Source organism: Nocardioides malaquae (assembly GCF_015070385.1).
GTDB classification, from domain to species: Bacteria; Actinomycetota; Actinomycetes; order Propionibacteriales; family Nocardioidaceae; genus Nocardioides; species Nocardioides malaquae.
Window position 1 is genome coordinate 53,070 of sequence record NZ_JADCSA010000014.1, and the last position, 21,333, is coordinate 74,402.

General features: G+C 71.5%; 24 protein-coding genes. 11 read left to right on the forward strand and 13 right to left on the reverse strand.

Translation table 11 applies throughout. The annotated features are described in order from the left end of the window. Position 1 precedes the first annotated feature (1 nt). The 3 genes from IEQ44_RS13450 to IEQ44_RS13460 all read right to left on the reverse strand — a co-directional run bounded on the left by IEQ44_RS13450 (position 2) and on the right by IEQ44_RS13460 (position 3,610). A complete protein-coding gene (locus tag IEQ44_RS13450; protein ID WP_193638977.1) occupies positions 2 to 1,696 on the reverse strand; it encodes a ribonuclease J in 1,695 nt (564 codons plus the stop codon). Positions 1,697 to 1,704: 8 nt separating this feature from the next. Beyond that, positions 1,705 to 2,601 (reverse strand): 4-hydroxy-tetrahydrodipicolinate synthase, encoded by an 897-nt coding sequence (dapA, locus tag IEQ44_RS13455; RefSeq protein WP_193638978.1) that lies wholly within the window; start codon positions 2,599 to 2,601, stop codon positions 1,705 to 1,707. Positions 2,602 to 2,683: 82 nt separating this feature from the next. Then, positions 2,684 to 3,610 (reverse strand): LLM class F420-dependent oxidoreductase, encoded by a 927-nt coding sequence (locus tag IEQ44_RS13460; protein WP_193638979.1) that lies wholly within the window; start codon positions 3,608 to 3,610, stop codon positions 2,684 to 2,686. Between the two features lie 177 nt (positions 3,611 to 3,787). Here IEQ44_RS13460 and IEQ44_RS13465 point away from each other — a divergent pair, with 177 nt between their 5' ends. Together IEQ44_RS13465 and IEQ44_RS13470 are read left to right on the forward strand one after the other, a co-directional pair. After that, the gene (locus IEQ44_RS13465) at positions 3,788 to 4,744 is read left to right on the forward strand and encodes a PDDEXK family nuclease (protein WP_193638980.1); all 957 of its coding nucleotides are present in this window, start codon (positions 3,788 to 3,790) and stop codon (positions 4,742 to 4,744) included. A 59-nt stretch (positions 4,745 to 4,803) separates the two neighbouring features. Then, positions 4,804 to 6,246 (forward strand): protein adenylyltransferase SelO, encoded by a 1,443-nt coding sequence (locus IEQ44_RS13470; RefSeq protein WP_193638981.1) that lies wholly within the window; start codon positions 4,804 to 4,806, stop codon positions 6,244 to 6,246. Between the two features lie 7 nt (positions 6,247 to 6,253). Here IEQ44_RS13470 and IEQ44_RS13475 read toward each other — a convergent pair whose 3' ends face one another. From IEQ44_RS13475 to gcvT, 8 genes are read right to left on the reverse strand one after another with little or no spacing between them, the layout of a single operon-like run. Beyond that, entirely contained in the window at positions 6,254 to 6,655 is a 402-nt protein-coding gene (locus tag IEQ44_RS13475; RefSeq protein WP_193638982.1) for an NUDIX hydrolase, read from the reverse strand. A gap of 31 nt (positions 6,656 to 6,686) precedes the next feature. Then, positions 6,687 to 7,034, reverse strand: a complete 348-nt coding sequence (locus tag IEQ44_RS13480) for a GntR family transcriptional regulator (RefSeq protein ID WP_193638983.1) — start codon at positions 7,032 to 7,034, stop codon at positions 6,687 to 6,689. Further along, complete coding sequence (locus IEQ44_RS13485; RefSeq protein ID WP_193638984.1) at positions 7,031 to 7,546, reverse strand: dihydrofolate reductase; 516 nt, start codon at positions 7,544 to 7,546, stop codon at positions 7,031 to 7,033. Before IEQ44_RS13485 ends, IEQ44_RS13480 begins: the two co-directional genes overlap by 4 nt. Continuing rightward, a complete protein-coding gene (locus IEQ44_RS13490) occupies positions 7,543 to 8,355 on the reverse strand; it encodes a thymidylate synthase (RefSeq protein ID WP_193638985.1) in 813 nt (270 codons plus the stop codon). Before IEQ44_RS13490 ends, IEQ44_RS13485 begins: the two co-directional genes overlap by 4 nt. A gap of 24 nt (positions 8,356 to 8,379) precedes the next feature. Beyond that, positions 8,380 to 9,216, reverse strand: coding sequence for a PhzF family phenazine biosynthesis protein (locus IEQ44_RS13495; RefSeq protein ID WP_193638986.1), 837 nt, complete (start codon positions 9,214 to 9,216; stop codon positions 8,380 to 8,382). 12 nt (positions 9,217 to 9,228) lie between these two features. Then, positions 9,229 to 9,729, reverse strand: a complete 501-nt coding sequence (locus tag IEQ44_RS13500) for a GNAT family N-acetyltransferase (protein WP_193638987.1) — start codon at positions 9,727 to 9,729, stop codon at positions 9,229 to 9,231. Then, on the reverse strand, positions 9,726 to 9,941 hold the full coding sequence (locus tag IEQ44_RS13505; RefSeq protein ID WP_193638988.1) for a hypothetical protein: 216 nt from the start codon (positions 9,939 to 9,941) through the stop codon (positions 9,726 to 9,728). Before IEQ44_RS13505 ends, IEQ44_RS13500 begins: the two co-directional genes overlap by 4 nt. 3 nt (positions 9,942 to 9,944) lie before the next feature. Continuing rightward, positions 9,945 to 11,084 carry a glycine cleavage system aminomethyltransferase GcvT gene (gene gcvT / locus IEQ44_RS13510; RefSeq protein WP_193638989.1) on the reverse strand — a complete coding sequence of 380 codons (1,140 nt, stop codon included), beginning with the start codon at positions 11,082 to 11,084 and terminating at the stop codon, positions 9,945 to 9,947. 80 nt (positions 11,085 to 11,164) lie between these two features. On the opposite strand from gcvT, the gene IEQ44_RS13515 reads away from it, so the two are divergent. Beyond that, on the forward strand, positions 11,165 to 12,664 hold the full coding sequence (locus tag IEQ44_RS13515) for a leucyl aminopeptidase (protein WP_193638990.1): 1,500 nt from the start codon (positions 11,165 to 11,167) through the stop codon (positions 12,662 to 12,664). A 67-nt stretch (positions 12,665 to 12,731) separates the two neighbouring features. On the opposite strand, the gene IEQ44_RS13520 is transcribed toward IEQ44_RS13515, so the two are convergent. After that, positions 12,732 to 13,097 carry a hypothetical protein gene (locus IEQ44_RS13520; protein WP_227487467.1) on the reverse strand — a complete coding sequence of 122 codons (366 nt, stop codon included), beginning with the start codon at positions 13,095 to 13,097 and terminating at the stop codon, positions 12,732 to 12,734. 99 nt (positions 13,098 to 13,196) lie between these two features. On the opposite strand from IEQ44_RS13520, the gene IEQ44_RS13525 reads away from it, so the two are divergent. The 3 genes from IEQ44_RS13525 (at position 13,197) to IEQ44_RS13535 (ending at position 16,180) form a co-directional block, all read left to right on the forward strand. Next, a complete protein-coding gene (locus IEQ44_RS13525; RefSeq protein WP_193638991.1) occupies positions 13,197 to 13,382 on the forward strand; it encodes a hypothetical protein in 186 nt (61 codons plus the stop codon). 30 nt (positions 13,383 to 13,412) lie between these two features. Continuing rightward, a complete protein-coding gene (gene sucB / locus IEQ44_RS13530) occupies positions 13,413 to 15,221 on the forward strand; it encodes a 2-oxoglutarate dehydrogenase, E2 component, dihydrolipoamide succinyltransferase (RefSeq protein ID WP_193638992.1) in 1,809 nt (602 codons plus the stop codon). A gap of 68 nt (positions 15,222 to 15,289) precedes the next feature. Next, positions 15,290 to 16,180: a TIGR01777 family oxidoreductase gene (locus IEQ44_RS13535; protein WP_193638993.1), complete on the forward strand. Its 891-nt coding sequence runs from the start codon at positions 15,290 to 15,292 to the stop codon at positions 16,178 to 16,180. Here the strand turns inward: IEQ44_RS13535 and IEQ44_RS13540 are convergent. Further along, positions 16,160 to 16,714 (reverse strand): hypothetical protein, encoded by a 555-nt coding sequence (locus IEQ44_RS13540; RefSeq protein ID WP_193638994.1) that lies wholly within the window; start codon positions 16,712 to 16,714, stop codon positions 16,160 to 16,162. The two genes, IEQ44_RS13535 and IEQ44_RS13540, sit on opposite strands and share 21 nt — an antisense overlap. Positions 16,715 to 16,815: 101 nt before the next feature. Between IEQ44_RS13540 and lipB the strand changes: the two genes are divergently transcribed. The 5 genes from lipB (at position 16,816) to IEQ44_RS13565 (ending at position 21,326) form a co-directional block, all read left to right on the forward strand. After that, complete coding sequence (lipB, locus tag IEQ44_RS13545) at positions 16,816 to 17,544, forward strand: lipoyl(octanoyl) transferase LipB (RefSeq protein WP_193638995.1); 729 nt, start codon at positions 16,816 to 16,818, stop codon at positions 17,542 to 17,544. Positions 17,545 to 17,667: 123 nt separating this feature from the next. After that, positions 17,668 to 18,597 carry an ABC transporter ATP-binding protein gene (locus tag IEQ44_RS13550; RefSeq protein ID WP_193638996.1) on the forward strand — a complete coding sequence of 310 codons (930 nt, stop codon included), beginning with the start codon at positions 17,668 to 17,670 and terminating at the stop codon, positions 18,595 to 18,597. Continuing rightward, entirely contained in the window at positions 18,597 to 19,577 is a 981-nt protein-coding gene (locus tag IEQ44_RS13555; protein WP_193638997.1) for an ABC transporter permease subunit, read from the forward strand. Before IEQ44_RS13550 ends, IEQ44_RS13555 begins: the two co-directional genes overlap by 1 nt. A 37-nt stretch (positions 19,578 to 19,614) precedes the next feature. Beyond that, a complete protein-coding gene (gene lipA / locus IEQ44_RS13560; RefSeq protein ID WP_193638998.1) occupies positions 19,615 to 20,559 on the forward strand; it encodes a lipoyl synthase in 945 nt (314 codons plus the stop codon). Between the two features lie 59 nt (positions 20,560 to 20,618). Continuing rightward, on the forward strand, positions 20,619 to 21,326 hold the full coding sequence (locus tag IEQ44_RS13565; RefSeq protein WP_193638999.1) for a DUF4191 domain-containing protein: 708 nt from the start codon (positions 20,619 to 20,621) through the stop codon (positions 21,324 to 21,326). Positions 21,327 to 21,333 lie beyond the last annotated feature (7 nt).

Sequence of the window (21,333 nt, forward strand, 5' to 3'; positions counted from 1 at the left end):
CTCAGGCCTCGATCACGACCGGCACGATCATGGGCCGGCGACGGTGGGCCTTGTTGACCCAACGACCCACGACGCGCCGCACGGCCTGCTGCAGCTGGTAGGTGTCGGTCACGCCCTCGGCCATCGCGGTCTCGAGGGCTCGCACGATGCCGGGCTTGACGCTCTCGAAGACGGAGTCGTCCTCCGCGAACCCGCGCGAGTGCACCTCCGGTCCGCTGGAGACCTTGCCCGTGACCGAGTCGACCACCGTGATCACCGAGATGAAGCCCTCCTCGGCCAGGATCCGCCGGTCCTTGAGCGAGGCCTCGGTGATGTCACCACCGACGGTCGTGCCGTCGACGAAGACATAGCCGCAGTCGACCTTGCCGACCACGCGGGCCCGGCCGTCGACCAGGTCGACCACGACGCCGTCCTCAGCCATCACGATGTGGTCGTCGTCGATGCCGGTCGCCCGGGCCAGGTCGGCGTTGGCCTGCATGTGGCGGACCTCGCCGTGCACCGGCATCACGTTGCGGGGCTTGACGATGTTGTAGCAGTAGAGGAGCTCACCTGCACTGGCGTGGCCCGACACGTGCACCAGGGCGTTGCCCTTGTGCACCACGTTGGCGCCCAGCTTGGCCAGGCCGTTGATCACGCGGTAGATCGAGGTCTCGTTGCCCGGGATGAGCGACGAGGCGAGGACGACGGTGTCGCCCTCCTCCAGGTGCACGAAGGAGTGGCTGCGCTGGGCGATGCGGCTCAGCGCCGAGAGCGGCTCGCCCTGCGACCCGGTCGAGATGAGCACCTGACGCTCGGGCGGCAGCTTCGCCAGCTCCTTGGCGTCCACGATCACGCCTGCCGGCACGTCGAGGTAGCCGAGCTCCTTGGCGATCTGCATGTTGCGCACCATCGAGCGGCCCACGTAGGCCACCTTGCGCCCGTGGGCGACCGCGGCGTCGAGCGCCTGCTGCACGCGGTGCACGTGGGAGGCGAAGCAGGCGACGATGATCCGCTGCTGCGACTTGTGGAAGACCCGGTCGAGCACCGGGCCGATGTCCTTCTCGTGGGTGGTGAAGCCCGGCACCTCGGCGTTGGTGGAGTCGGTCAGGAAGAGGTCGACCCCCTCCTCACCCAGCCGGGCGAAGTGACGCAGGTCGGTGACGCGACCGTCGAGCGGCAGCTGGTCCATCTTGAAGTCGCCGGTGTGCAGCACCATGCCGGCGCCGGTGCGGATCGCGACCGCGAGGGCGTCGGGGATCGAGTGGTTGACCGCGACGAACTCCAGCTCGAAGGGGCCGAACGTGATCCGCTCGCCCTCCTTGACCACGTGGCGCACGGTCTCCTTGAGACGGTGCTCCTTCAGCTTGGAGCCCAGCAGCGCCAGCGTGAGCTCCGAGCCCACGAGGGGGATGGTGCCCCGCTCGCGCAGGAGGTAGGGCGTGGCGCCGATGTGGTCCTCGTGACCGTGGGTCAGCACCAGGGCCTCGACGTCGTCGAGACGGTCCCTGATGGAGGCGAAGTCGGGCAGGATCAGGTCGACGCCGGGGTGGTGCTCCTCGGGGAAGAGCACCCCGCAGTCGACGATCAGCAGACGACCGTCGTACTCGAAGACGGTCATGTTGCGACCGACCTCTCCCAGACCACCCAGGGCGACGACGCGCAGGGCGCCCTTCGCGAGCGGCGGGGCGGCGTCCAGTTCAGGGTGGGGATGCGACATGCAGTTCCTCAGATCAGGCCTGCGGCGGTGAGTCCGGCGCGCAGGGCTTCGTGTTCGGCCTCGTCCAGCGGCACCAGGGGCCCGCGGACGTTGCGGTTGTCGAGGATGCCCTGCAGCTGCAGGGCTCCCTTGGCGGTGGTGGCGCCGTAGTTGGTGACGCCCATGACGGCGTCGAACGCCGGGACCAACCGGCGGAAGATCTCGAGGGCGCCCGGGTGGTCACCGGCCAGGAAGGTGTCGATCATCGTCGCCAGCGGGCGCGCCGCGGCGTGGGCGACGACCGAGACCAGGCCGCACCCGCCGTGGGCGAGGAAGCTGAGGGTGGCGACGTCATCGCCCGAGTAGACGGCGTAACCCATGTCGACGAGCCGGGTGACGCGCACCATGTCACCGTGGGCGTCCTTGACGGCGACGACCTTGTCGGACTCGATCGCCCGGGCGTAGGTCTCCATGTCGATGGTGAGGCCGGTGCGTCCCGGCACGTCGTAGAGCATCACCGGCAGGTCGGTGGCATCGATGACGGAGCGGAAGTGGTGCTGCACCCCGGCCGGCGACGGCTTGTTGTAGTAGGGCGTGACCAGCAGGACTCCGTCGACCCCGACCTTGGCGGCGTTGCGGGCCAGCTCCACCGAGTGGTGGGTGGCGTTGGTGCCGACGCCGGCGATGATGGTGGCGCGGTCACCCACCGCGTCCTTCACGGCCGCGAGGATCTGCGCGTCCTCCTCCACGGTGGTCGTGGGCGACTCACCGGTCGTGCCGGAGACGACCACGCCGTCAGAGCCGTTCTCCACCAGGTGGGCGGCGATGCGGGCGGTGCCGTCCAGGTCGACCGAGCCGTCGTCCTTGAACGCGGTGGCCATGGCCGGCAGCAGACGTCCGAAGGGCGCGACGGGTGCGGAGTTCATGAGGGCAAGGTTATCGTCCCGGCGCCCCGGCCCTCCGTCGGGACGACCGGCGTGGTCACCCTGCGTGTCGGAGCCTCCGTCATCACCTCACGGCAGGCGCAACCTGGTCCGCCACCAGACGCAGGTGGTCGAGGTCGGCGAGGTCGAGCACCTGCAGGTAGACCCGCTCGGTGCCGAGCTCGGCGAACCGACCGATCTTGTCGACGACCTCCTCGGGCGTACCGGCCAGCCCGTTGGCGCGCAGCTCGTCGACCTCGCGACCGATGGTGGCCGCGCGGCGCGCGATCTCGGTCTCGTCCTCACCGACGCAGAGCACCAAGGCGTTGGACCACGTCATCGTGGAGGGGTCCCGGTCGATCTTCTCGCAGGCCCGCGACACCCGGTCGAACTGTTCGCGCGTCTCGGTCTCGTCGACGAAGGGCAGGTTGAACTCGTCGGCGAACCGGGCCGCGAGCGCGGGCGTACGACGCTTGCCCCGCCCACCGATCAGGACCGGCGGCTTCTCCTGCGTGGGCTTCGGCAGGGCCGGGGAGTCGGCGAGCTGGTAGTGGGCGCCGTCGAAGGAGTATGTCTCCCCCATCGGCGTGGCCCACAGGCCGGTGACCAGCTCGAGCTGCTCGGCGTAGCGGTCGAACCGCTCCTTGGTGTCGGGGAAGGGGATGCCGTAGGCGGTGTGCTCCTCGGTGAACCAGCCGGCCCCCAGGCCGAGCTCCACGCGCCCGCCGCTCATCTGGTCGACCTGCGCCACCTGGATGGCCAGCACGCCGGGGTGGCGGAAGGTCGCCGAGGTCATGAGGGTGCCGAGTCGGATGGTGCTCGTGTCCCGGGCGAGGCCGGCGAGGGTGGTCCAGGCGTCCGTCGGCCCGGGCAAGCCGTCACCACCCATCGTCAGGTAGTGGTCAGAGCGGAAGAAGGCTCCGAAGCCGAGCCGCTCGGCCTCCAGGGCCACGGCGAGGAGGTCGTCGTACGTGGCGCCCTGCTGGGGTTCGGTGAAGATGCGCAGCTCCATGCCCCCACCTTGCCCCATGGGCCGTGGTCGATGAAGTCCGGGCCACAGCTGCGGAGGTTCGCCGACTCATGGGCCCAGTTACGGCCCAATCGCCGCGCAGCTGGATCCAACTTCCGCGCCAGTGGCCCCTGTGCACGACACCCGCCACCAAGCCCGAAAAAGCGTCAGGCTGAGGGAATGGACCCGGTCGACGTGCTGCGCAGGCTCGGTGGCATCGCGACCTACCAGGAGATCCTCGGCCCCTGCACTCGCAAGCAGCTCCGCCACGCCGTGGCCCAAGGGCAGGTGATTCATGCGCGCCGTGACCGGTACGCCCTCGTCGACACGGAGGCCACCCGCCTCACCGCTGCTCGGGCCGGTGGCGTCCTCTCGCACCTCAGCGCTGCCGCGTGGTGGGGCTGGAAGGTCAAGCACCCGCCGCTGCGCACGACGGTGACCATTGGTCCGCACGGTCACCGACCCGGTGGCGAGGTCGACGTCCGGTGGAGTCAACTGGCTGACGCGGAGGTTCACCGCCACGTCAGCCGCCCGGTCCGAACCGTCCTGGACTGTGCCCGGGCGCTCCCCTTCGACGAGGCACTCGCCGTCGCCGACTCAGCGCTGCGTTCGGGCCTGGTGGCGCCCCATGAGCTGCAGGTCGCAGCTGCGACCCTGCCCCGGACCGGGCGGACCCGCGCTCTCCGGGTCGTCGAAGCGGCCGACGCCCGGGCGGCGAACCCGTTCGAGTCCGTGGTCCGGGCCGTGGCCCTGGACGTGCCCGGCCTGCGGGTGGAACCCCAGGGCAAGGTCCCCGGAGTGGGCCGCGTCGACTTGCTGGATGAGTCGTTGGGCCTGGCCGTGGAGGCGGACTCCTTCGAGCACCACGGCACCTTGGCCGGCCTCCGACGCGACGTGCGGCGCTACACGGAGCTGACCAGGCGGGGCCTCACCGTGATCCGGTTCCTGTGGGAGGAAGCCATGTTCGACCAGACTCGGGTGCACGCCGTGCTGGTAGATGCCGTCGCCCACTGCGCCGCTGTCCGGGCCGCCCTCGGTCCGCTCGACCTCCGCGACTCGCGCTGGACGGGCCACACCGGCGGAAGTTCGCGGTCCGAGCCTTGGACTTCAGGCGAGGTGCCGCGCTGGGCGGGGTGAACTTCCGCGCTCGTGGCCTGTGCGGGGATCCGTGACCGGGCGCGGCCTAGGCTCAAGCCGTGAGTATCCCCCTGCAGCACCGCTTCGCCGATGCCCTGCCCGAGCTGGCCACCCCCACGACGGCACGTTCCTTCTCCGAGCCCCGGCTCGTCGTGCTCAACGATCCGCTGGCCGCCGAGCTCGGAATCGACGTGGAGTGGTTGCGCAGCGACGAGGGCCTCCGCTTCATGGTGGGCCAGGCGCTGGGCGACGAGGCGCGACCGGTGGCGCAGCTCTACGCCGGGCACCAGTTCGGCGGCTACGTCCCGCGCCTGGGCGACGGTCGCGCGATGCTGCTCGGTGAGGTGGAGACGCCGCTGGGTCTGCGCGACATCGCCCTCAAGGGCTCGGGGCCCACCGTGTACGCCCGCGGCGGCGACGGCTTCGCAGCTCTCGGGCCGATGCTGCGTGAATACCTGGTCAGCGAGGCCATCCATGCCCTGGGCATCCCCACCACCCGGTCGCTGGCCGTCGTGGCGACCGGTGACCAGGTGCTGCGCGAGGAGGGGCCGCTCCCCGGGGCCGTGCTCGTGCGGGTGGCCTCCAGCCACCTGCGGGTCGGCACGTTCCAGGCGGTACGCGCCGCCGACGACCGCGAACTGCTCGACCGGCTGGTGCGCCACGCCCTCGAACGCCACGCCCCCGAGGGCGCCGACGCCGAGGTGTCCGCGCTGGCCCTCTTCGACCACGTGGTCCGGGCCCAGGCGCGGCTGGTGGCGCAGTGGTTGGGCGTCGGGTTCGTGCACGGCGTCATGAACACCGACAACGTCACGATCTCCGGCGAGACCATCGACTACGGCCCGTGTGCCTTCCTCGACGCCTACTCCCCCGGCGCGGTCTTCTCCTCCATCGACACCGGTGGCCGCTACGCCTTCGGCCGTCAGCCGACGGTGACGCAGTGGAACCTGGCCCGGTTCGCCGAGGCGCTGCTCCCGGCGATCGCCGACGACGAGACCGAGGCGGTCGAGGCCGCCACGGCCGTGCTCGACACCTTCCCCACGCACTTCAACGAGGCCTGGATCGGGGGCATGGCCGCGAAGCTGGGGGTGGCCCCCGACGCCGACGGGATCGTCGAGCTGGTCACCGACCTGCACGGCCAGCTCGAGGCGAGCGCGGCCGACTTCACCACCTTCTTCCGCGACCTCGCCACGGCGGCCCGCGGCGACCGCGAGCCAGTCCGCTCGGTCAGCATGGATCTGGAGCGCACCGACGCCTGGCTCGAGCGTTGGCTCGCGCTCTCCCCCGACCCGGAGGCGATGGACCGCGTCAACCCGGTGCACGTGCCCCGCAACCACCTGGTGGAGGAGGCCCTCGCGGCGGCTGGCGCGGGCGAGATGGCGCCCTTCGACGCGCTCGTGGAGGCCGTCCGGCGGCCGTACGAACCTATCGAGGGCGGCGAACGGTTCGCTCAGCCCGCGACCGCTGAGTTCGCCGCCTCGTTCCAGACCTTCTGCGGCACCTGAGCGTCGTTCACCGCCCCGCCGCGACCCGCTCCCGCAGCAGGGGAAGCACGTTGCGCTCCAGCATCGGGGCCAGGTCGTCGTAGTGGCCGTCGAGCGCGGTCCACCGCAGCTCGGCGATCTCACCGGCGGCGACGGGCTCGGCCGGCAGCTCGGCGGTGTAGACCGTGGAGTGCAACTCGTGTCCCGGTTCGTTGGCGGCCTCGGAGACGAACTCCCCGAGCAGCTCCAGGTCGGTGACCTCGAGCCTGACCTCCTCCGCCGTCTCGCGCACGGCGCACTCGAGGGCGCTCTCCCCCGGCTCGGGCTTGCCGCCCACCAGCATGAAGCGGCTGGTGCCCTGCTTGCGCACGGTGAGCACGGCGCCGTCACGCACGAGGGCGACGGCGGAGACGACGATCCGAGGAGTCACGCGCCCAGTCTGCCCCGCCACGTCGAAGGGCTCAGACGAGGGCCCGGCGCACCTGGGCGAGCGCGTCGGCGTCGGTGAGCCCCAGCTCCCGGACGCGAGTGACGTACGCGGCCGCAGCGGCGCGGGCGGCCTGCTCGACGCCTGCGCCCAGCACCACCGTGCCGGCCCGACCCCGGGTGGCGACCACCGCGGCGGCCTCCAGCTCCTTGTAGGCCTTGGCCACGGTGTTCACGGCCAGGCCGAGGTCGCTGGCGAGCGTACGCACCGGCGGCAGCTTGTCGCCGGGCGCGAGGAGACCGTCGCTCACCGCCTCGACGACCTGGCGACGCACCTGCTCGTAGACGGGCTCGGCGGCGTCGTGGTCGACAGCGAACCTCACCGCCGCTCCCACCAGACCCACGCCAGCGGCGGGTCCAGGTCGGGGCGGGAGATGCGCCGGACCTCGCGCCACTCCTGCTCGTCGAACTCGGGGTAGTGGGCGTCGCCGGGCACGTCGAGGTCGACCTCGGTGAGGATCTGGTGGGTCGCACCGGGCAGCGCGGCAGCGTAGACCTGGGCGCCGCCCGCCACGAAGATCTCGGTCTCCCCGGCGAGTGCGTAGGCCTCCTCCAACGTGGCGGCCACCGTGACTCCGTCGTCACGCCACGCAGGGTCCCGGGTGAGCACGATCGTGCGGCGTCCCGGCAGCGGGCGCCCGATCGACTCGTGCGTGACACGGCCCATCACCAGGGTGTGGCCGAGCGTCATGGCCTTGAAGTGACCGAAGTCCTCGCGGCTGTGCCAGGGGATGTCCGGGCCGTCGCCGATGACCCGGTTGCGGGCGTGGGCGGCGATGAGTGTGACCTTCCGGCGGGAGCCCTCAGGGGTGCTGGTGCTGTGGGAGTCGTTCATACCGCGATCGGCGCCTTGATGGCCGGGTGCGGGTCGTAGCCGACGACCTCGATGTCGTCCAGGTCGAAGCCGTCGATCTCGGTGACCTCGGGGTTGAGCCGCAGCGTCGGCAGCGGACGCGGTTCACGCGTCAGCTGCAGGCGCGCCTGCTCGACGTGGTTGGAGTAGAGGTGGGCGTCTCCGAAGGAGTGCACGAAGTCACCCACCCGCAGCCCGGTGACCTGGGCGACCATGTGGGTCAGCAGGGCGTAGGAGGCGATGTTGAAGGGCACCCCGAGGAAGACGTCGGCCGAGCGCTGGTAGAGCTGGCACGAGAGCTTCGCCGGGCCCCCGTCGGCGGCGGGCTGGACGTAGAACTGGAAGAGCGAGTGGCACGGTGGAAGCGCCATGTCGTCGACGTCGGCAACGTTCCAGGCCGACACGATGTGCCGTCGCGAGTCGGGGTTGGTGCGGATGCCCTCGACGAGCTTGGCGATCTGGTCGACGTGCCGGCCGTCGGGCGTGGGCCACGAGCGCCACTGGTAGCCGTAGACCGGTCCGAGGTCGCCGTTCTCGTCGGCCCACTCGTCCCAGATCGTGATGCCGCGGTCTTGCAGCCACTTCACGTTGGTGTCGCCGCGCAGGAACCACAGCAGCTCACCGAAGACGCTGCGGGTGTGCACCTTCTTCGTGGTGACCAGCGGGAAGCCGTCCGACAGGTCGAACCTCATCTGGTGGCCGAAGACCGAGCGCGTGCCGGTGCCGGTGCGGTCCGACTTGTCGACGCCCTCATCCAGGATGCGTTGCAGCAGGTCCAGGTACGCGCGCATGGGGGCGACCTTACGCGGTCCGGCTCAACCGATCTCGAGTTGCCCGCGAATCGTCGTCGTGGTGTCGCCGCCGACCCACACCACACCGTCGAGGCGCGCGATGTGCACCCGTCCCTGACGCCGGAGCACCGTGCCCTGCGAGGCGACGTACGACTCGGGCAGTCGTCCGCTGCCGATCAGCCACTGCGCGATGCCGGCGTTGAGGGAGCCGGTCACCGGGTCCTCGTCGACGCCGAGGCCGGGCACGAAGGCGCGCACCTCCACGGCGCACTCGCTGCCGGGTGGGTAGGGGCCGACGAGGCCGACCTCGAGTCCGCGCATCACCGTCAGGTCGGGCTGCGCCGCGAGCACCGTCTCGGCGTCGCGCACCAGGGCGGCCACCCACCCGGGACCGTTGTCGACCCACGCCACGGCCACCACGTCGTCAGCCGAGAGTCCCAGGGCCTCGGTGACGCGAGCCGTCGTGGCCGCGTCGGCCGGTCCGCTGCGCAACAGCTTCGGCGCGGCGAACGCGAGTCGCCCGTCGTGGCGCCTCAGGTCGACCAGGCCGACGCCACACTCCTGCACGACGACCCCGGGCGTACGCGGCGTGCCCCCGGCCTCCAGCCACGCGTGCGCGCTGCCCAGCGTCGGGTGGCCGGCGAACGGCAGCTCGCCACCGGGCGTGAAGATGCGGAGACGGTAGTCGGCCGCCGGGTCGGTCGGGCTGAGCAGGAAGGTCGTCTCGCTGAGGTTGGTCCACCGGGCGAAGGCCGCCATCTGCTCGTCGGTCAGGTCGTCGGCACCGTGCACGACCGCGACCGGGTTGCCCAGCAGCGGCGCGGCGGAGAAGACGTCGACCTGGGAGAACGCGTGGCTCACGGCGGGCGGACCTCAGCCGCCCAGCGACGCGAGCGCGTCACCGTCGAGTCGGTAGGTCGTCCACTCGTCCTGGGCGACGGCACCCAGGGACTCGTAGAACGCGATCGAGGGTGCGTTCCAGTCGAGCACCCACCACTCCAGGCGACGTAGACCGCGCTCGACGCAGAGGGCGGCGAGCGTACGCAGCAGCTCCTTGCCCAGCCCGGAGCCACGGTGCTCGGGGGCGACGAAGAGGTCCTCCAACCAGATGCCGTTGCGACCGGTCCAGGTGGAGAAGCTGAGGTACCACACCGCGATGCCCACGACCCGGCCGTCGACCTCGGCGACGTGGCAGAAGGTGGTGGGGTGGCCGTGCTCGGGGAAGAGCGCGGTCCGGAAGTCGTCCTCGGTGGCCTCGACGGCCTCCGGCTCCTTCTCGTAGCGCGCGAGCGCATGGACGAGCTCGAGGATCGTCGGGACGTCCTCGGGCCGGGCCTCACGCACCCGACCGGACGTCGAGGGAGCAGTGGTCACTCGGCGTGCAGGGACATCGAGTAGGCCTTGGCGTCGCCCTCGTAGAGGCTCACCCGGTCGACGCCCGCGGCGAGGAGGTCGGCGAAGACCTCGCCGACCCACGCTTCCGCCTCGGCCTTGTCGGCCCAACGCTCGCTCGCGAGCTCCTCGGGCACGTGCACGGGAGCGCCCGAGGCGTCCTCCATCATCCAGTACCACTCAGCGTCTGCCATGACTCAGTCCTCTCGCACCGACGTGTCGACGAACGGGGGCTTGACCACCGTGAAGATCTCGCGGCGACCGCGGATGTCGACCCCGACCTCTGCCCCCACCTCGACCATCGTCGGCAGGAGGGCGAGCCCGATCCCCTTGCGCAGGGTCGGGCTGAAGGTGCCGGAGGTGACGTCGGCGAGCGGGATGTGCTCGGTGAGGGTCACCGACATGCCCGGCCGCGGGATGCCGCGCCCGTTGGCGATCAGGCCACGCAACACCCGCGGGGCGCCCTCCGCCTTCAGCGCGGCGAGCACCTCCTTGCCCCAGAAGCGTTCCTTCGACCACCCCACCGCCCAGCCGACGCCGCCCTCGAGCGGGGTGGTCTCGGGCGTGAGGTCCTGGCCGTGCAGCGGGTAGCCCATCTCGGTGCGCAGGGTGTCGCGCGCGCCGAGGCCGCACGGGGTGATGCCGTGCTCGGCCCCGGCTGCGAGCAGCGCGTCCCAGACCTCGGCGGCCTGGTCGTTGCGCACGATCAGCTCGTAGCCGCGCTCCCCGGTGTAGCCGGTGCGACACACCACGACCAGGGCCTCGTCGTGCTCCGTGGGGGTCGGCCAGCCGCGCCAGCGCGCCTCCTCAAACGTCATGTAGTCGTGCCCGGCAGGCAGGCCCAGGGTCTCGAGCACCTCGTCGGACTTCGGCCCCTGCACCGCGAGCACGGCGTAGTCGTGGTGGTGGTCGACGAGCTTCAGCTCCTCGGGCAGCTCCGCGGAGAGACGCCGGACCACCTCTTCGGTGTTGGCGGCGTTGGGCACGAGCAGGACGTGCTCGTCGTCGGAGAGGTAGGCGATCAGGTCGTCGACGATGCCGCCCGTCTCCGGGTCGCAGCAGAGCGTGTACTGCGCCTTGCCCGGGCTGATCCGGTCGAGGTCGTTGCTCAGGGTGGCGTTGACGAACTCCTTGGCGCCCGGCCCGCTGACCAGGACCTTGCCGAGGTGGGAGACGTCGAAGACACCCACGGCCTCACGCACGGCCGTGTGCTCCTTGACGATGCCGGTGGAGTACTCCAGCGGCATGGCCCAGCCGCCGAACTCCGAGAACTTCGCACCCAGCGCGACGTGGCGCTCGTGCAGCGGCGACTGCTTCTGGCCCGAGTCATTGGACATGGACCGACATTAACGCAGCCCACCGACGCCGTGGGGGCACGACTCTCGGCGGGCCGAGGTCGGCTGGCTATCCTGCCGAGGTGACTTCGTACACCCTGCGCCACGCCAACCCCGCGAAGACCCGGACCGACGCCGTCGTCGTGGGGGTCCTCCAGGCCTCCGACGGCCCAGTGCTCGCACCCGGCGGCGAGGAGGTCGCCGCGGCGTACGGTCGCAAGCTGGGCCCGATGCTCTCCACCCTCGGGGTGACCGGGAAGGCCGGCGAGGCCGTCAAGGTGCCGACGACGGGCACCGTCACCGCTCCGCTGCTGGTGCTGGTCGGTCTGGGCGCAGAGGTGACGCCGGTCGCCGTGCGGCGTGCCGCAGGTGTCGCTGCCCGCAACATCCCGAACGCCTCCTCGGTGGCGCTGGCGCTGCCGGCCGACGACGAGGCCTCGGTGGCTGCGGCGGTGACCGGCTTCGTGCTCGGCGGCTACACCTACACCGCGTGGAAGAAGCCCTCGAAGGACACCCGTCCCGCGGAGGTCGGGGTGCTCTCCCCCCTGGCCCGCACCGACGCGGCCAAGGCAGCCTTCGAGCGGGCGCAGGTGGTCGCGGCCGCCGTGGCCGCGACCCGTGACCTCGTCAACGAGCCTCCCGGCACGCTCACCCCGGCGCTCTTCGCCGAGGCCACCACCACTGCGCACGCGGAGCTCACCAGCGGGCGCAAGGCGCCGGCCCTGACCCTGGAGGTCTTCGACGAGGAGCAGCTCGCCGAGATGGGCTGCGGCGGCATCGTCGGGGTGGGCGCCGCCTCCGACGCGCCGCCCCGCCTCGTCAAGCTCGCGTACGCCCCCGAGGGCGCGACCACGCACCTCGCCCTCGTCGGCAAGGGCATCACCTTCGACTCCGGCGGCCTCAGCATCAAGCCAGCCTCCAGCATGAACACGATGAAGTGCGACATGGCTGGCGCCGCGGCCGTCGTGCAGGCGACGCTGGCCGTCGCCCGCCTCGGCCTGCCGGTGCGGGTCACCGCCTGGGCCCCCCTGGCCGAGAACATGGTCTCGGGCAGCGCGACCCGCCCTGGCGACGTGCTGACCATGCGGGGCGGCAGCACCGTCGAGGTGCTGAACACCGACGCCGAGGGCCGACTCGTGCTCGCCGACGCCCTCGCGCTCGCGGTCGAGGAGGAGCCGGACGTCGTGCTCGACGTCGCGACGCTGACCGGCGCGATGATGCTGGCGTTGGGCGACAAGGTGACCGGGGTGATGGGCGACGACGACACCGTCGCCGCCGTGGTTGCCGCCGGCGAGCGCGCCGGTGAGGCGCACTGGCCGATGCCCATCCCGGAGGAGATGAAGGAGCGGGTCCGCTCGAGCAAGGTGGCCGACCTCGCCCAGCACGACTGGGTGCGCTGGGGCGGCGGCCTCTTCGCGGCCGCCTTCCTGCGCGAATTCGTGGGCGACGTCGACTGGGCCCACCTCGACATCGCGGGGCCGGCCTACAACACGGGCGCCCCCTTCGGCGACTGGACCTCGGGCGGCACCGGCGTGGCGGTGCAGACCCTCGTCGAGTACGCCCGCACCCTCGCCGAGGACTGACGGGACGACCGCTGTGGCCCCCGCGTCCGCGACCCCCGGCGCCGCGCCCCCGCGGTGTGGCGCCGGGTCAGGTGTCGCGCGACTTCTGGCGCCGGTTCCACTCGCGCATGCGCTGGGGCACGCCCACGACCGCGGCGTCGTAGGACGGGACGCGGTGGTGGTTGCAGAAGTCGTGGGCCCACTTCGCCGAGGGCACCCGTCGGCGGGTCCACTCGCCGTCGTGGGCGACGAGCAGGAGGGTGACGTCGTTGACCGCGGTGCGGGGCTCGACGAAGCCCTCGACACCGCGGCGCTGCACCACCCACTCGTTGAGGTGCTTGGCGTCGGCGGAGGACGAGGCGCGCACGGAGGTGGACCCCGTGCGGGTGGTGTCGCCACTGGGGCGACTCATCCGCGGCGCACGGCCGCGACGGAAGCGATCGAACAGACCCATGCCCCCAGTCTGACGGGTCCCTGGCGATGCGGTGCTGCGGAGTCCGTCACTAAGTGCGAGGATGGTCTCCGCAAGAGACGATCTGGATCCAGTGAGGGATTGACCACAGTGGCGGCCGCCGAGCACGACGCACCGGTCCTGGTGACCCGGGGTCGCCCCGGCGTGTGCGCACCACTCCACGCCCGTCGCCCTCCTCGATCGTCCGATCACCCACTCCCGCTGATCGTCCGCGCCGCGCCCACCGGCACCGCGTCGCACCTGACACCACCGACTCCTGACCACTGATCCCCACCCTCACGAGACGACAGGACACCCATGGCCTCCGAAGTCACCCTCCCCGCACTCGGCGAATCCGTCACGGAAGGCACCGTCACCCGCTGGCTGAAGCAGGTCGGCGACACCGTCGCCGTCGACGAGCCGCTGCTCGAGGTCTCCACCGACAAGGTGGACACCGAGATCCCGTCTCCCGTGGCGGGCACGCTGCTCGAGATCCGAGCCAACGAGGACGACACGGTCGAGGTCGGTGCCGTGCTGGCCGTCGTCGGCGACGAGGGTGAGGGCGGCGGCTCGGGTGACTCCGAGCAGGCGTCCGAGGAACCCGCCGCCCAGGAGGAGCCCGCTCAGGAGGCTCCGGCCGAGCCCGCCCAGGAGGCTCCGGCCGAGCCTGCCGAGGAGCCCGCTGCTGCGCAGGAGGAGGCGCCCGCCGAGGCAGCGCCTGCCGCCCAGTCGGGCTCCGGCGACGCCACGTCCGTCACCCTGCCCGCGCTCGGCGAGTCGGTGACCGAGGGCACCGTCACCCGTTGGCTCAAGCAGGTCGGTGACAGTGTGGCCGTCGACGAACCGCTGCTCGAGGTCTCCACCGACAAGGTCGACACCGAGATCCCCTCCCCCGTCGCCGGCACCCTGCTGGAGATCAAGGTCTCCGAGGACGAGACCGTCGAGGTGGGCGCCGAGCTCGCCCTCGTCGGCTCCGGACAGCCCGCCGCGGCCGAGCCGGAGGCGCCCCAGGCCGCTCCGACCGAAGAGCCCGAGCAGGAGGAGGCTCCGGCCGCCCCCGCCCAGGAGGCACCGAAGCAGGAGGAGGCCCCCAAGGAGCAGCCCCGCCAGGAAGCCCCCACGCAGCAGGCCCCCCAGCAGGACGCTCCGAAGCAGGAGGAGGCGCCTGCCGCGAAGCCGTCGCGCGACGACGACCAGAGTGCGTACGTGACTCCGCTCGTCCGCAAGCTGGCCGCCGACAAGGGCGTGGACCTCTCCACCCTGACCGGCACCGGTGTCGGTGGCCGCATCCGCAAGCAGGACGTGCTCGACGCGGCCGCCGCCGCGTCGGCCCCGGCCGAGCCGGAGGCACCGGCGGCGGAGTCGGGCCAGGCCGCGACGCCGGCCGCCTCGTCGCCGTCGGTCACCCCCTCGCCGCTGCGTGGCCGCACCGAGCCGCTCTCGCGCCTGCGCAAGGTGATCGCCTCGCGCATGGTGGAGTCGCTGCAGACCGCGGCACAGCTGACCACGGTCATCGAGGTCGACGTCACCGAGATCGCGCGTCAGCGCGACGCGGTGAAGGCCGAGTTCGCCGAGCGGGAGGGCGTGAAGCTCTCGTTCATGCCGTTCTTCGCCAAGGCTTCGATCGACACGTTGAAGGCGCACCCGACCCTCAACGCGGCGATCGACATGGAGAAGGGCGAGGTCACCTACTTCGACCGCGAGAACCTCGCGGTCGCGGTGGACACCGAGAAGGGGCTGCTGACCCCGGTGATCAAGGACGCCGGCGACCTCTCGATCGCGGGCCTGGCCCGCAAGATCGCAGACGTGGCTGAGCGCACCCGCACCAACAAGATCACCCCCGACGAGCTCTCCGGCGGCACGTTCACACTGACCAACACCGGCAGCCGTGGCGCGCTCTTCGACACCCCGATCATCAACCAGCCGCAGGTGGCGATCCTGGGCACCGGCGCCGTCGTGAAGCGTCCGGTCGTGATCGACGACCCGAAGCTGGGCGAGACGATCGCGGTGCGCCACATGGTCTACCTGGCCCTCACCTACGACCACCGCCTGGTCGACGGTGCCGACGCGGCGCGGTTCCTGAGCGACGTCAAGGAGCGCCTCGAGGCTGGCGGGTTCGACATCTGACCCGAGGTCACACACCTGACGACTCGACACATGGGGCCGGCCTACCACTCACCTGAGAGGCTGGCCCCATGCGCGTCGTGATCGCCGGTTCGTCCGGCTTCCTGGGCACCCACCTCATCTCCCACCTGCGCAGCCACGGGCACCAGGTGAGCACCCTCGTCCGCCGGGCTCCCGGCCCTGACGAGATCAGATGGGACCCCTACGCCGGCCCGTTGGACCCGGCCGTCGTCGCCGATGCCCATGTGGTGGTGAACCTCGCCGGCGCCCCGACCATGGGCAACCCCCACTCCAAGAAGTGGGCCCGCGAGCTGCGTGAGAGCCGGGTGCGGACGACCGCGGTGCTGGCCGAGGCCATCGCCCGGTCCGAACGCCCGCCAGCCTTCATGGCGGGCAACGGCATCTCGTTCTACGGCGACCACGGCGCCGAGCCGCTCAAGGAGTCCGCCCTGAGCCGCGGCGACGCCCTGCTGACCGACGTCACCCGGGAGTGGCAGGAGGCCACTGCTCCGGCTGCGGCTGCCGGCAGCCGAGTCTGCATCCTGCGCACGGCACCGGTGATCGACCGGCGCTCGGCCCCCCTGAGCCTGCTGGCGCCTCTCTTCAAGGCCGGGCTGGGCGCGCGACTGGGTTCGGGTCGTCAGTACTTCCCGATCATCTCCCTGCGCGACTGGCTGGCAGCGGTCGCGTTCCTGGTGGAGTCGCGGGACCTGTCCGGCCCGTTCAACCTCTGTGCCCCGCAGACTCCCACGAACGCCGAGTTCACGACGGCGCTGGCCCGCGCGGTGCACCGTCGCGCCTTCCTCGCCGTGCCCTCCTTCGCGCTGCGCAGAGCCGCGGGCGCCATGGCGCCGGAGGTGCTGGGCTCGCTCAACACCGTGCCCGCGGCCCTGGAGGCGGCCGGCTTCGACTTCGCCGACCGCACCGTCGACGACGTGATCTCAACCGGACTGGCCGCCTGAGCCTGCCCTGCGACCCGCGTCGGGCATCGTGACGACGGAGGCGACCCGCCAGGTGTCGTCGTGGCGGCGCAGGGTGACCTTGCGCCGGTCCGGGGCGTCGTTCGGCAACGCGCGGCGTACGCCCTCGCCGACGATGACACCGCCGTGCACCCGGTCGGTCACCTCCAGCACCCAGACCTCCTCGGAACGCCGCAGCTCCGCCACCTCGATCAGCTGCGTGGTGAGTCCCTCGACCACGAGTCCCCGGTCGACATAGCTGCGCAGCATCGCCACGTCGCGACGCCCGACCGCCGACCTGGGCGCGTACAGCCCACCCAGCTGCTGCAGGTCACCGCTCGCCCAGGCCTGGGCCCGGTCGCGGTCCCACTGGCGCAGCACCTCCGTGGGCTCCGAGACCGTCCGGTCGGGCGCGACCGGCTCGTCGGGTGCGCGACCCGTCGACCACCACAGGACGAGCGCGGCGACCAGGCAGCACGCGGCGGAGGCGAGACCCAACGTGGCGACCGCGGAGGGCCGAAGGGTAGCGGGAGGCATGGAGCCACCCTGTCGGAGATCGCAGGTGCCCGTCAGGCGTCATCCACAGGCACCCACACCGCCAGCCGGCACGTCCCGCATCGGGGTCTACATTGGACGGCATGACGCTCCAGTTCGACGAGGCCGGGTTCGGTGAGAGCGCGGTGCCCTACCTCGAGGCGTGGGACCTGCAGCGAGCCGTGCACGCCGACGTCGTGGCAGGCACCCGTCCCGACACCGTCCTGCTGCTCGAGCACCCTCCGGTCTTCACCGCCGGCAAGCGCACCGACCCCCACGAGCGGCCGCTCGACCCCGGTGGCGCGGAGGTCATCGACGTCGACCGCGGCGGCAAGATCACCTTCCACGGGCCCGGCCAGCTCGTCGGATACCCCATCGTGCGGCTGCCCGACCACGTCAAGGTCGTCGACTACGTCCGCCGCCTGGAGGAGGCGCTGATCGGTGTCTGTGCCGACCTCGGGGTGCGCACCGCGCGGGTGCCGGGTCGCAGTGGTGTCTGGTTGCAGGCCGACGACCGTGGCCCGGAGCGCAAGATCGCCGCCATCGGGATCCGGGTGAGCCGGGGCGTGGCCATGCATGGCTTCTCGCTGAACTGCGACGTCGACATGGGGTGGTACTCCCGCTTCGTGCCCTGCGGCATCTCCGACGCGGGCGTGACGTCGCTGTCGCAGGAACTGGGTCGCGACGTGCCGGTCGCCGAGGTGCTGCCGGTCGTCCGCCGCCACGTGGCCGAGCTGCTGGCCTGGGAGCCCTACACGTCGACCCCTGACTACGAACCGCGCCCCGAGCCGGCGCACGGACCCCGCGTCCAGCTGGTCACGCCCGGCTCCTGACCCACCCCTCCCCCAGTTCCCACACGGAACTGCGCGTCTCAGCAACGGCGTGTCCCGCGGGCAGCGGCTCCGGCGCCTGAGAGGGTGTCGTCCGGCCGCGCGGCGGCCGGACGAGGGGGACGCATGAGCGAGTTGGTGATCGAGACCCACGGGTTGCGCAAGGAGTTCCGCGGACGACGCGGACGCCGGGTGGCCATCGAGTCGTTGGACCTCGCGGTCCCACGCGGTGGCGTACACGGATTCCTCGGGCCCAACGGGTCGGGCAAGACGACGACGATCCGGATGCTGCTGGGCCTGGCCCGGGCGAGCGCCGGTGAGATGAAGATCTTCGGCACCACGGTGCCCGACGGGCTCCCCGAAGTGATCCAGCGTGTCGGGGCGGTCGTCGAGTCCCCCAAGTTCGCACCGCAGTCGAGCGGCGAGCAGAACCTCGTGCTCCTGGCCCGGTCGGCCGGGCTGCCGGAGTCGCACATCGCCACGGCCATCGAGACCGTGGGGCTGACCGGTCGCGCCGAGGACCGCTACAAGGGCTACTCACTCGGCATGAAGCAGCGCCTGGCGATCGCGGCGACCCTGCTGAAGGAACCCGACCTGCTGATCCTCGACGAGCCGACCAACGGCCTCGACCCGAAGGGCATCCGGGAGATCCGCGACACCATCCGGTCTCTGGGCGCCTCCGGTGTCACGGTCCTGCTCAGCTCGCACATCCTCGCGGAGGTCCAGGCCGTCTGTGACTCCGTGACGATCATCGGCGACGGACGCCAGATCGCCTCGGGCCGCGTCGACGAGCTGCTCAACGGATCGACCAGCGCGCCGGTCCACCGGGTGGTGGTGCAGCACCCCGACGCCGCAGTCGAACGGCTCGACGCGGCCGGCTTCGCCGCGCGCCGCGAGGGCGCCGACCTGCTCGTCGAGGCCGCGGACGCGACCCAGGTCGTACGCACCCTGGCCGCCGCAGACCTGTGGCCCTCGGAGCTGCACCCGGTGCGGCGCGACCTGGAGTCGGTCTTCCTCGAGCTCACCGCGGGCAGCCGCGTGGGAGGTGGTCAGTGATGGTGCATCTGCTGCATGCAGAGATCACGCGGCTGCGCTGGCGTCGCGCCGTGGTCGCCCTGCTCGTGCTCGCCCTCGTCGTCCCGGCGGTGGTCCTCGCGGGCACCCTGTGGGAGACCCGTCCGATCACCGAAGCCGACCGCACCCAGGCGAGGGCGGAGATGGAGGCGACGGCTGAGCAGAGCGTGCGCGACTGCATCGCCTCCCCCCGCGACTGGGGCTTCCGGGTCAAGGACCTCACGCCCGAGGAGATCGCCACCCGCTGCGAGAAGCGCGCGGGCAACGTCGGCGAGGTCGAGGACTGGATCTACCGGCCGGCCCTGACCATCCGTGAGACCCGCGAGGGTGTCGGCCTGGCCGTCGTCACGATCCTCGCCCTGCTGGCCGCCCTGATCGGCACCACCTTCGCGGGCCACGACTGGGCCACCGGGTCGATGGGCAACCAGCTGCTCTTCGAGTCGCGGCGACTACGGGTCTGGGCCGCCAAGTTCGCGGCCGTCGTCGCCGCCACCGGCGTCATGGCGCTGCTGGGTCTGGGCCTCTTCTGGGGCGGCATCTGGGTGGCCGCCGAGATGCGGGACCTCGCCGTGGGGCCGAACCAGTGGTGGTGGAGCGTCACCGCCGCGGCCCGCGGCGTGGTCCTGGTCGCCGGGGCCGGCGGCGCGGCGTACGCCCTCACCATGCTGCTGCGCTCGACCGTCGGGGCGCTGGGCGTGATCATCGGGGCCTCGATCGGCAGCAGCGTCCTGCTCGCGGTCGTGCTCGGAGCCACAGCGTCGCGGTGGATGATCGGCACCAACGCCTTCGCCTTCGTGCTCGGGCGCCAGGAGTACTACGTCGACTCCGAAGAGTGCTGGCGCACCGGTGAGGGATGCACCCAGCTGTTGACCGGACCGCAGGCTGCGGTCTACCTGGCCGCTCTCGTGCTCGTGGTCGTGGTCGGGAGCATGTTGTCCTTCCGACGGCGCGACGTCCCGTGATTGGGCTTGCTGGCCTCGCGGCGTAGTCTTGCTTCTCGTGACGTCTCCTCACCCTGAAGGCCGCAAGCTCCTCCGACTCGAGGTCCGCAACGCCGAGACCCCCATCGAGCGCAAGCCGGAGTGGATCAAGACGCGAGCCAAGATGGGTCCGGAGTACACGGCCCTCCAGAGCCTGGTGAAGTCCGAGGGACTGCACACGGTCTGCCAGGAGGCGGGCTGCCCCAACATCTTCGAGTGCTGGGAGGACCGCGAGGCCACCTTCCTCATCGGTGGTGACCAGTGCACGCGGCGCTGCGACTTCTGCCAGATCGACACCGGCAAGCCCACCGCCCTCGACCGCGACGAGCCCCGTCGTGTCGCGGAGTCGGTGCAGAAGATGCAGCTGCGCTACGCCACGATCACCGGCGTCGCCCGCGACGACCTGCCCGACGGCGGTGCTTGGCTCTACGCAGAGACCGTGCGGGTGATCCACGAGCTCAACCCCGGCACCGGCGTGGAGAACCTGATCCCCGACTTCAACGGCAAGCCGGAGCTGCTCGCCGAGGTCTTCGAGTCGCGGCCCGAGGTGCTGGCGCACAACGTGGAGACCGTGCCGCGGATCTTCAAGCGGATCCGTCCGGCGTTCCGCTACGAGCGCTCGCTCGACGTGCTCACCCAGGCCCGCGACTTCGGCCTGGTCACCAAGTCGAACCTGATCCTCGGCATGGGCGAGACCCGCGAGGAGGTCAGCCAGGCGCTGCAGGACCTGCACGACGCCGGCTGCGAGCTGGTGACGATCACGCAGTACCTGCGTCCGTCGGTGCGTCACCACCCCGTCGAGCGCTGGGTGAAGCCCGAGGAGTTCGTCGAGCTGGCCGAGGAGGCGACCGAGATCGGCTTCTCGGGCGTGCTGTCCGGCCCGCTGGTCCGTTCCTCCTACCGCGCCGGACGCCTGTACCGTCAGGCCATGGACGCGCGCGAGTCCGCGCCCGCGACCGCCTGAGCGGTCCCCGTACGACCCACCTTTTCCGGCCCCGGCCGGCGAGTCAGCAAAGGCACGACATGTCCTCCCCCGTCACCTCAGACCTCAGCCGCCGCCAGCAGTTGGTGCGCTCCTACCGGATGACCAAGAAGACGGACCCGCGCCTGGGTCTGTGGGTCTGGGGGGCAGCCCTCGTCGGCTTCCTGGTCGGCTTCTTCGTCACCGTGGCCCTGCCCGGCGAAGGGGTGCTGCAGTGGGTGCTGGCCACGGTCACCGGCATCCTGGTGGGCATCCTCGCCGCGATGATCGTCTTCGGTCGCCGGGCCCAGACCGCGGCGTACGCCCAGATGGACGGCCAGGTGGGTGCCGCTGCTGCCGCGCTCAGCATGCTGCGCGGCAAGTGGAAGGTCGACCCGGTGGTCGGCTTCACCAAGCAGCAGGACGTCGTGCACCGGGTCGTCGGTCCGCCCGGGATCATCCTGGTCGGTGAGGGCACCAGCCAGGCGCGTCTGCGCAAGTTGATGATCACCGAACGGCGCAACCACGAGCGTGTGCTGACCGAGACGCCGATCCACGAGGTCGTCTGCGGCAAGGGTGAGGGCGAGGTCCCGCTGGACAAGCTGATGAAGCACGTCCGCAAGCTCGGCCGTCAGGTGAAGCCCGCCGAGATGACCGACATCCTCTCGCGGCTGCGCGCGATGGACGCGACCCGCTCCAACGTGCCGCTGCCCAAGGGCCCGGTGCCGACGAGCATGAAGGGCATGCGCGGCAACCTGCGCGGACGCTGATCCGGCA

Bases quoted from the DNA above. Each gene is read 5' to 3' on its own strand.
- IEQ44_RS13450 (WP_193638977.1), bottom strand. From the start codon at position 1,696: ATGTCGCATCCCCACCCTGAACTGGACGCCGCCCCGCCGCTCGCGAAG.
- dapA (WP_193638978.1), bottom strand. From the start codon at position 2,601: ATGAACTCCGCACCCGTCGCGCCCTTCGGACGTCTGCTGCCGGCCATG.
- IEQ44_RS13460 (WP_193638979.1), bottom strand. From the start codon at position 3,610: ATGGAGCTGCGCATCTTCACCGAACCCCAGCAGGGCGCCACGTACGAC.
- IEQ44_RS13465 (WP_193638980.1), top strand. From the start codon at position 3,788: ATGGACCCGGTCGACGTGCTGCGCAGGCTCGGTGGCATCGCGACCTAC.
- IEQ44_RS13485 (WP_193638984.1), bottom strand. From the start codon at position 7,546: ATGAACGACTCCCACAGCACCAGCACCCCTGAGGGCTCCCGCCGGAAG.
- IEQ44_RS13490 (WP_193638985.1), bottom strand. From the start codon at position 8,355: ATGCGCGCGTACCTGGACCTGCTGCAACGCATCCTGGATGAGGGCGTC.
- IEQ44_RS13505 (WP_193638988.1), bottom strand. From the start codon at position 9,941: ATGGCAGACGCTGAGTGGTACTGGATGATGGAGGACGCCTCGGGCGCT.
- gcvT (WP_193638989.1), bottom strand. From the start codon at position 11,084: ATGTCCAATGACTCGGGCCAGAAGCAGTCGCCGCTGCACGAGCGCCAC.
- IEQ44_RS13520 (WP_227487467.1), bottom strand. From the start codon at position 13,097: ATGGGTCTGTTCGATCGCTTCCGTCGCGGCCGTGCGCCGCGGATGAGT.
- sucB (WP_193638992.1), top strand. From the start codon at position 13,413: ATGGCCTCCGAAGTCACCCTCCCCGCACTCGGCGAATCCGTCACGGAA.
- IEQ44_RS13535 (WP_193638993.1), top strand. From the start codon at position 15,290: ATGCGCGTCGTGATCGCCGGTTCGTCCGGCTTCCTGGGCACCCACCTC.
- IEQ44_RS13540 (WP_193638994.1), bottom strand. From the start codon at position 16,714: ATGCCTCCCGCTACCCTTCGGCCCTCCGCGGTCGCCACGTTGGGTCTC.
- lipB (WP_193638995.1), top strand. From the start codon at position 16,816: ATGACGCTCCAGTTCGACGAGGCCGGGTTCGGTGAGAGCGCGGTGCCC.
- IEQ44_RS13550 (WP_193638996.1), top strand. From the start codon at position 17,668: ATGAGCGAGTTGGTGATCGAGACCCACGGGTTGCGCAAGGAGTTCCGC.
- IEQ44_RS13555 (WP_193638997.1), top strand. From the start codon at position 18,597: ATGGTGCATCTGCTGCATGCAGAGATCACGCGGCTGCGCTGGCGTCGC.
- IEQ44_RS13565 (WP_193638999.1), top strand. From the start codon at position 20,619: ATGTCCTCCCCCGTCACCTCAGACCTCAGCCGCCGCCAGCAGTTGGTG.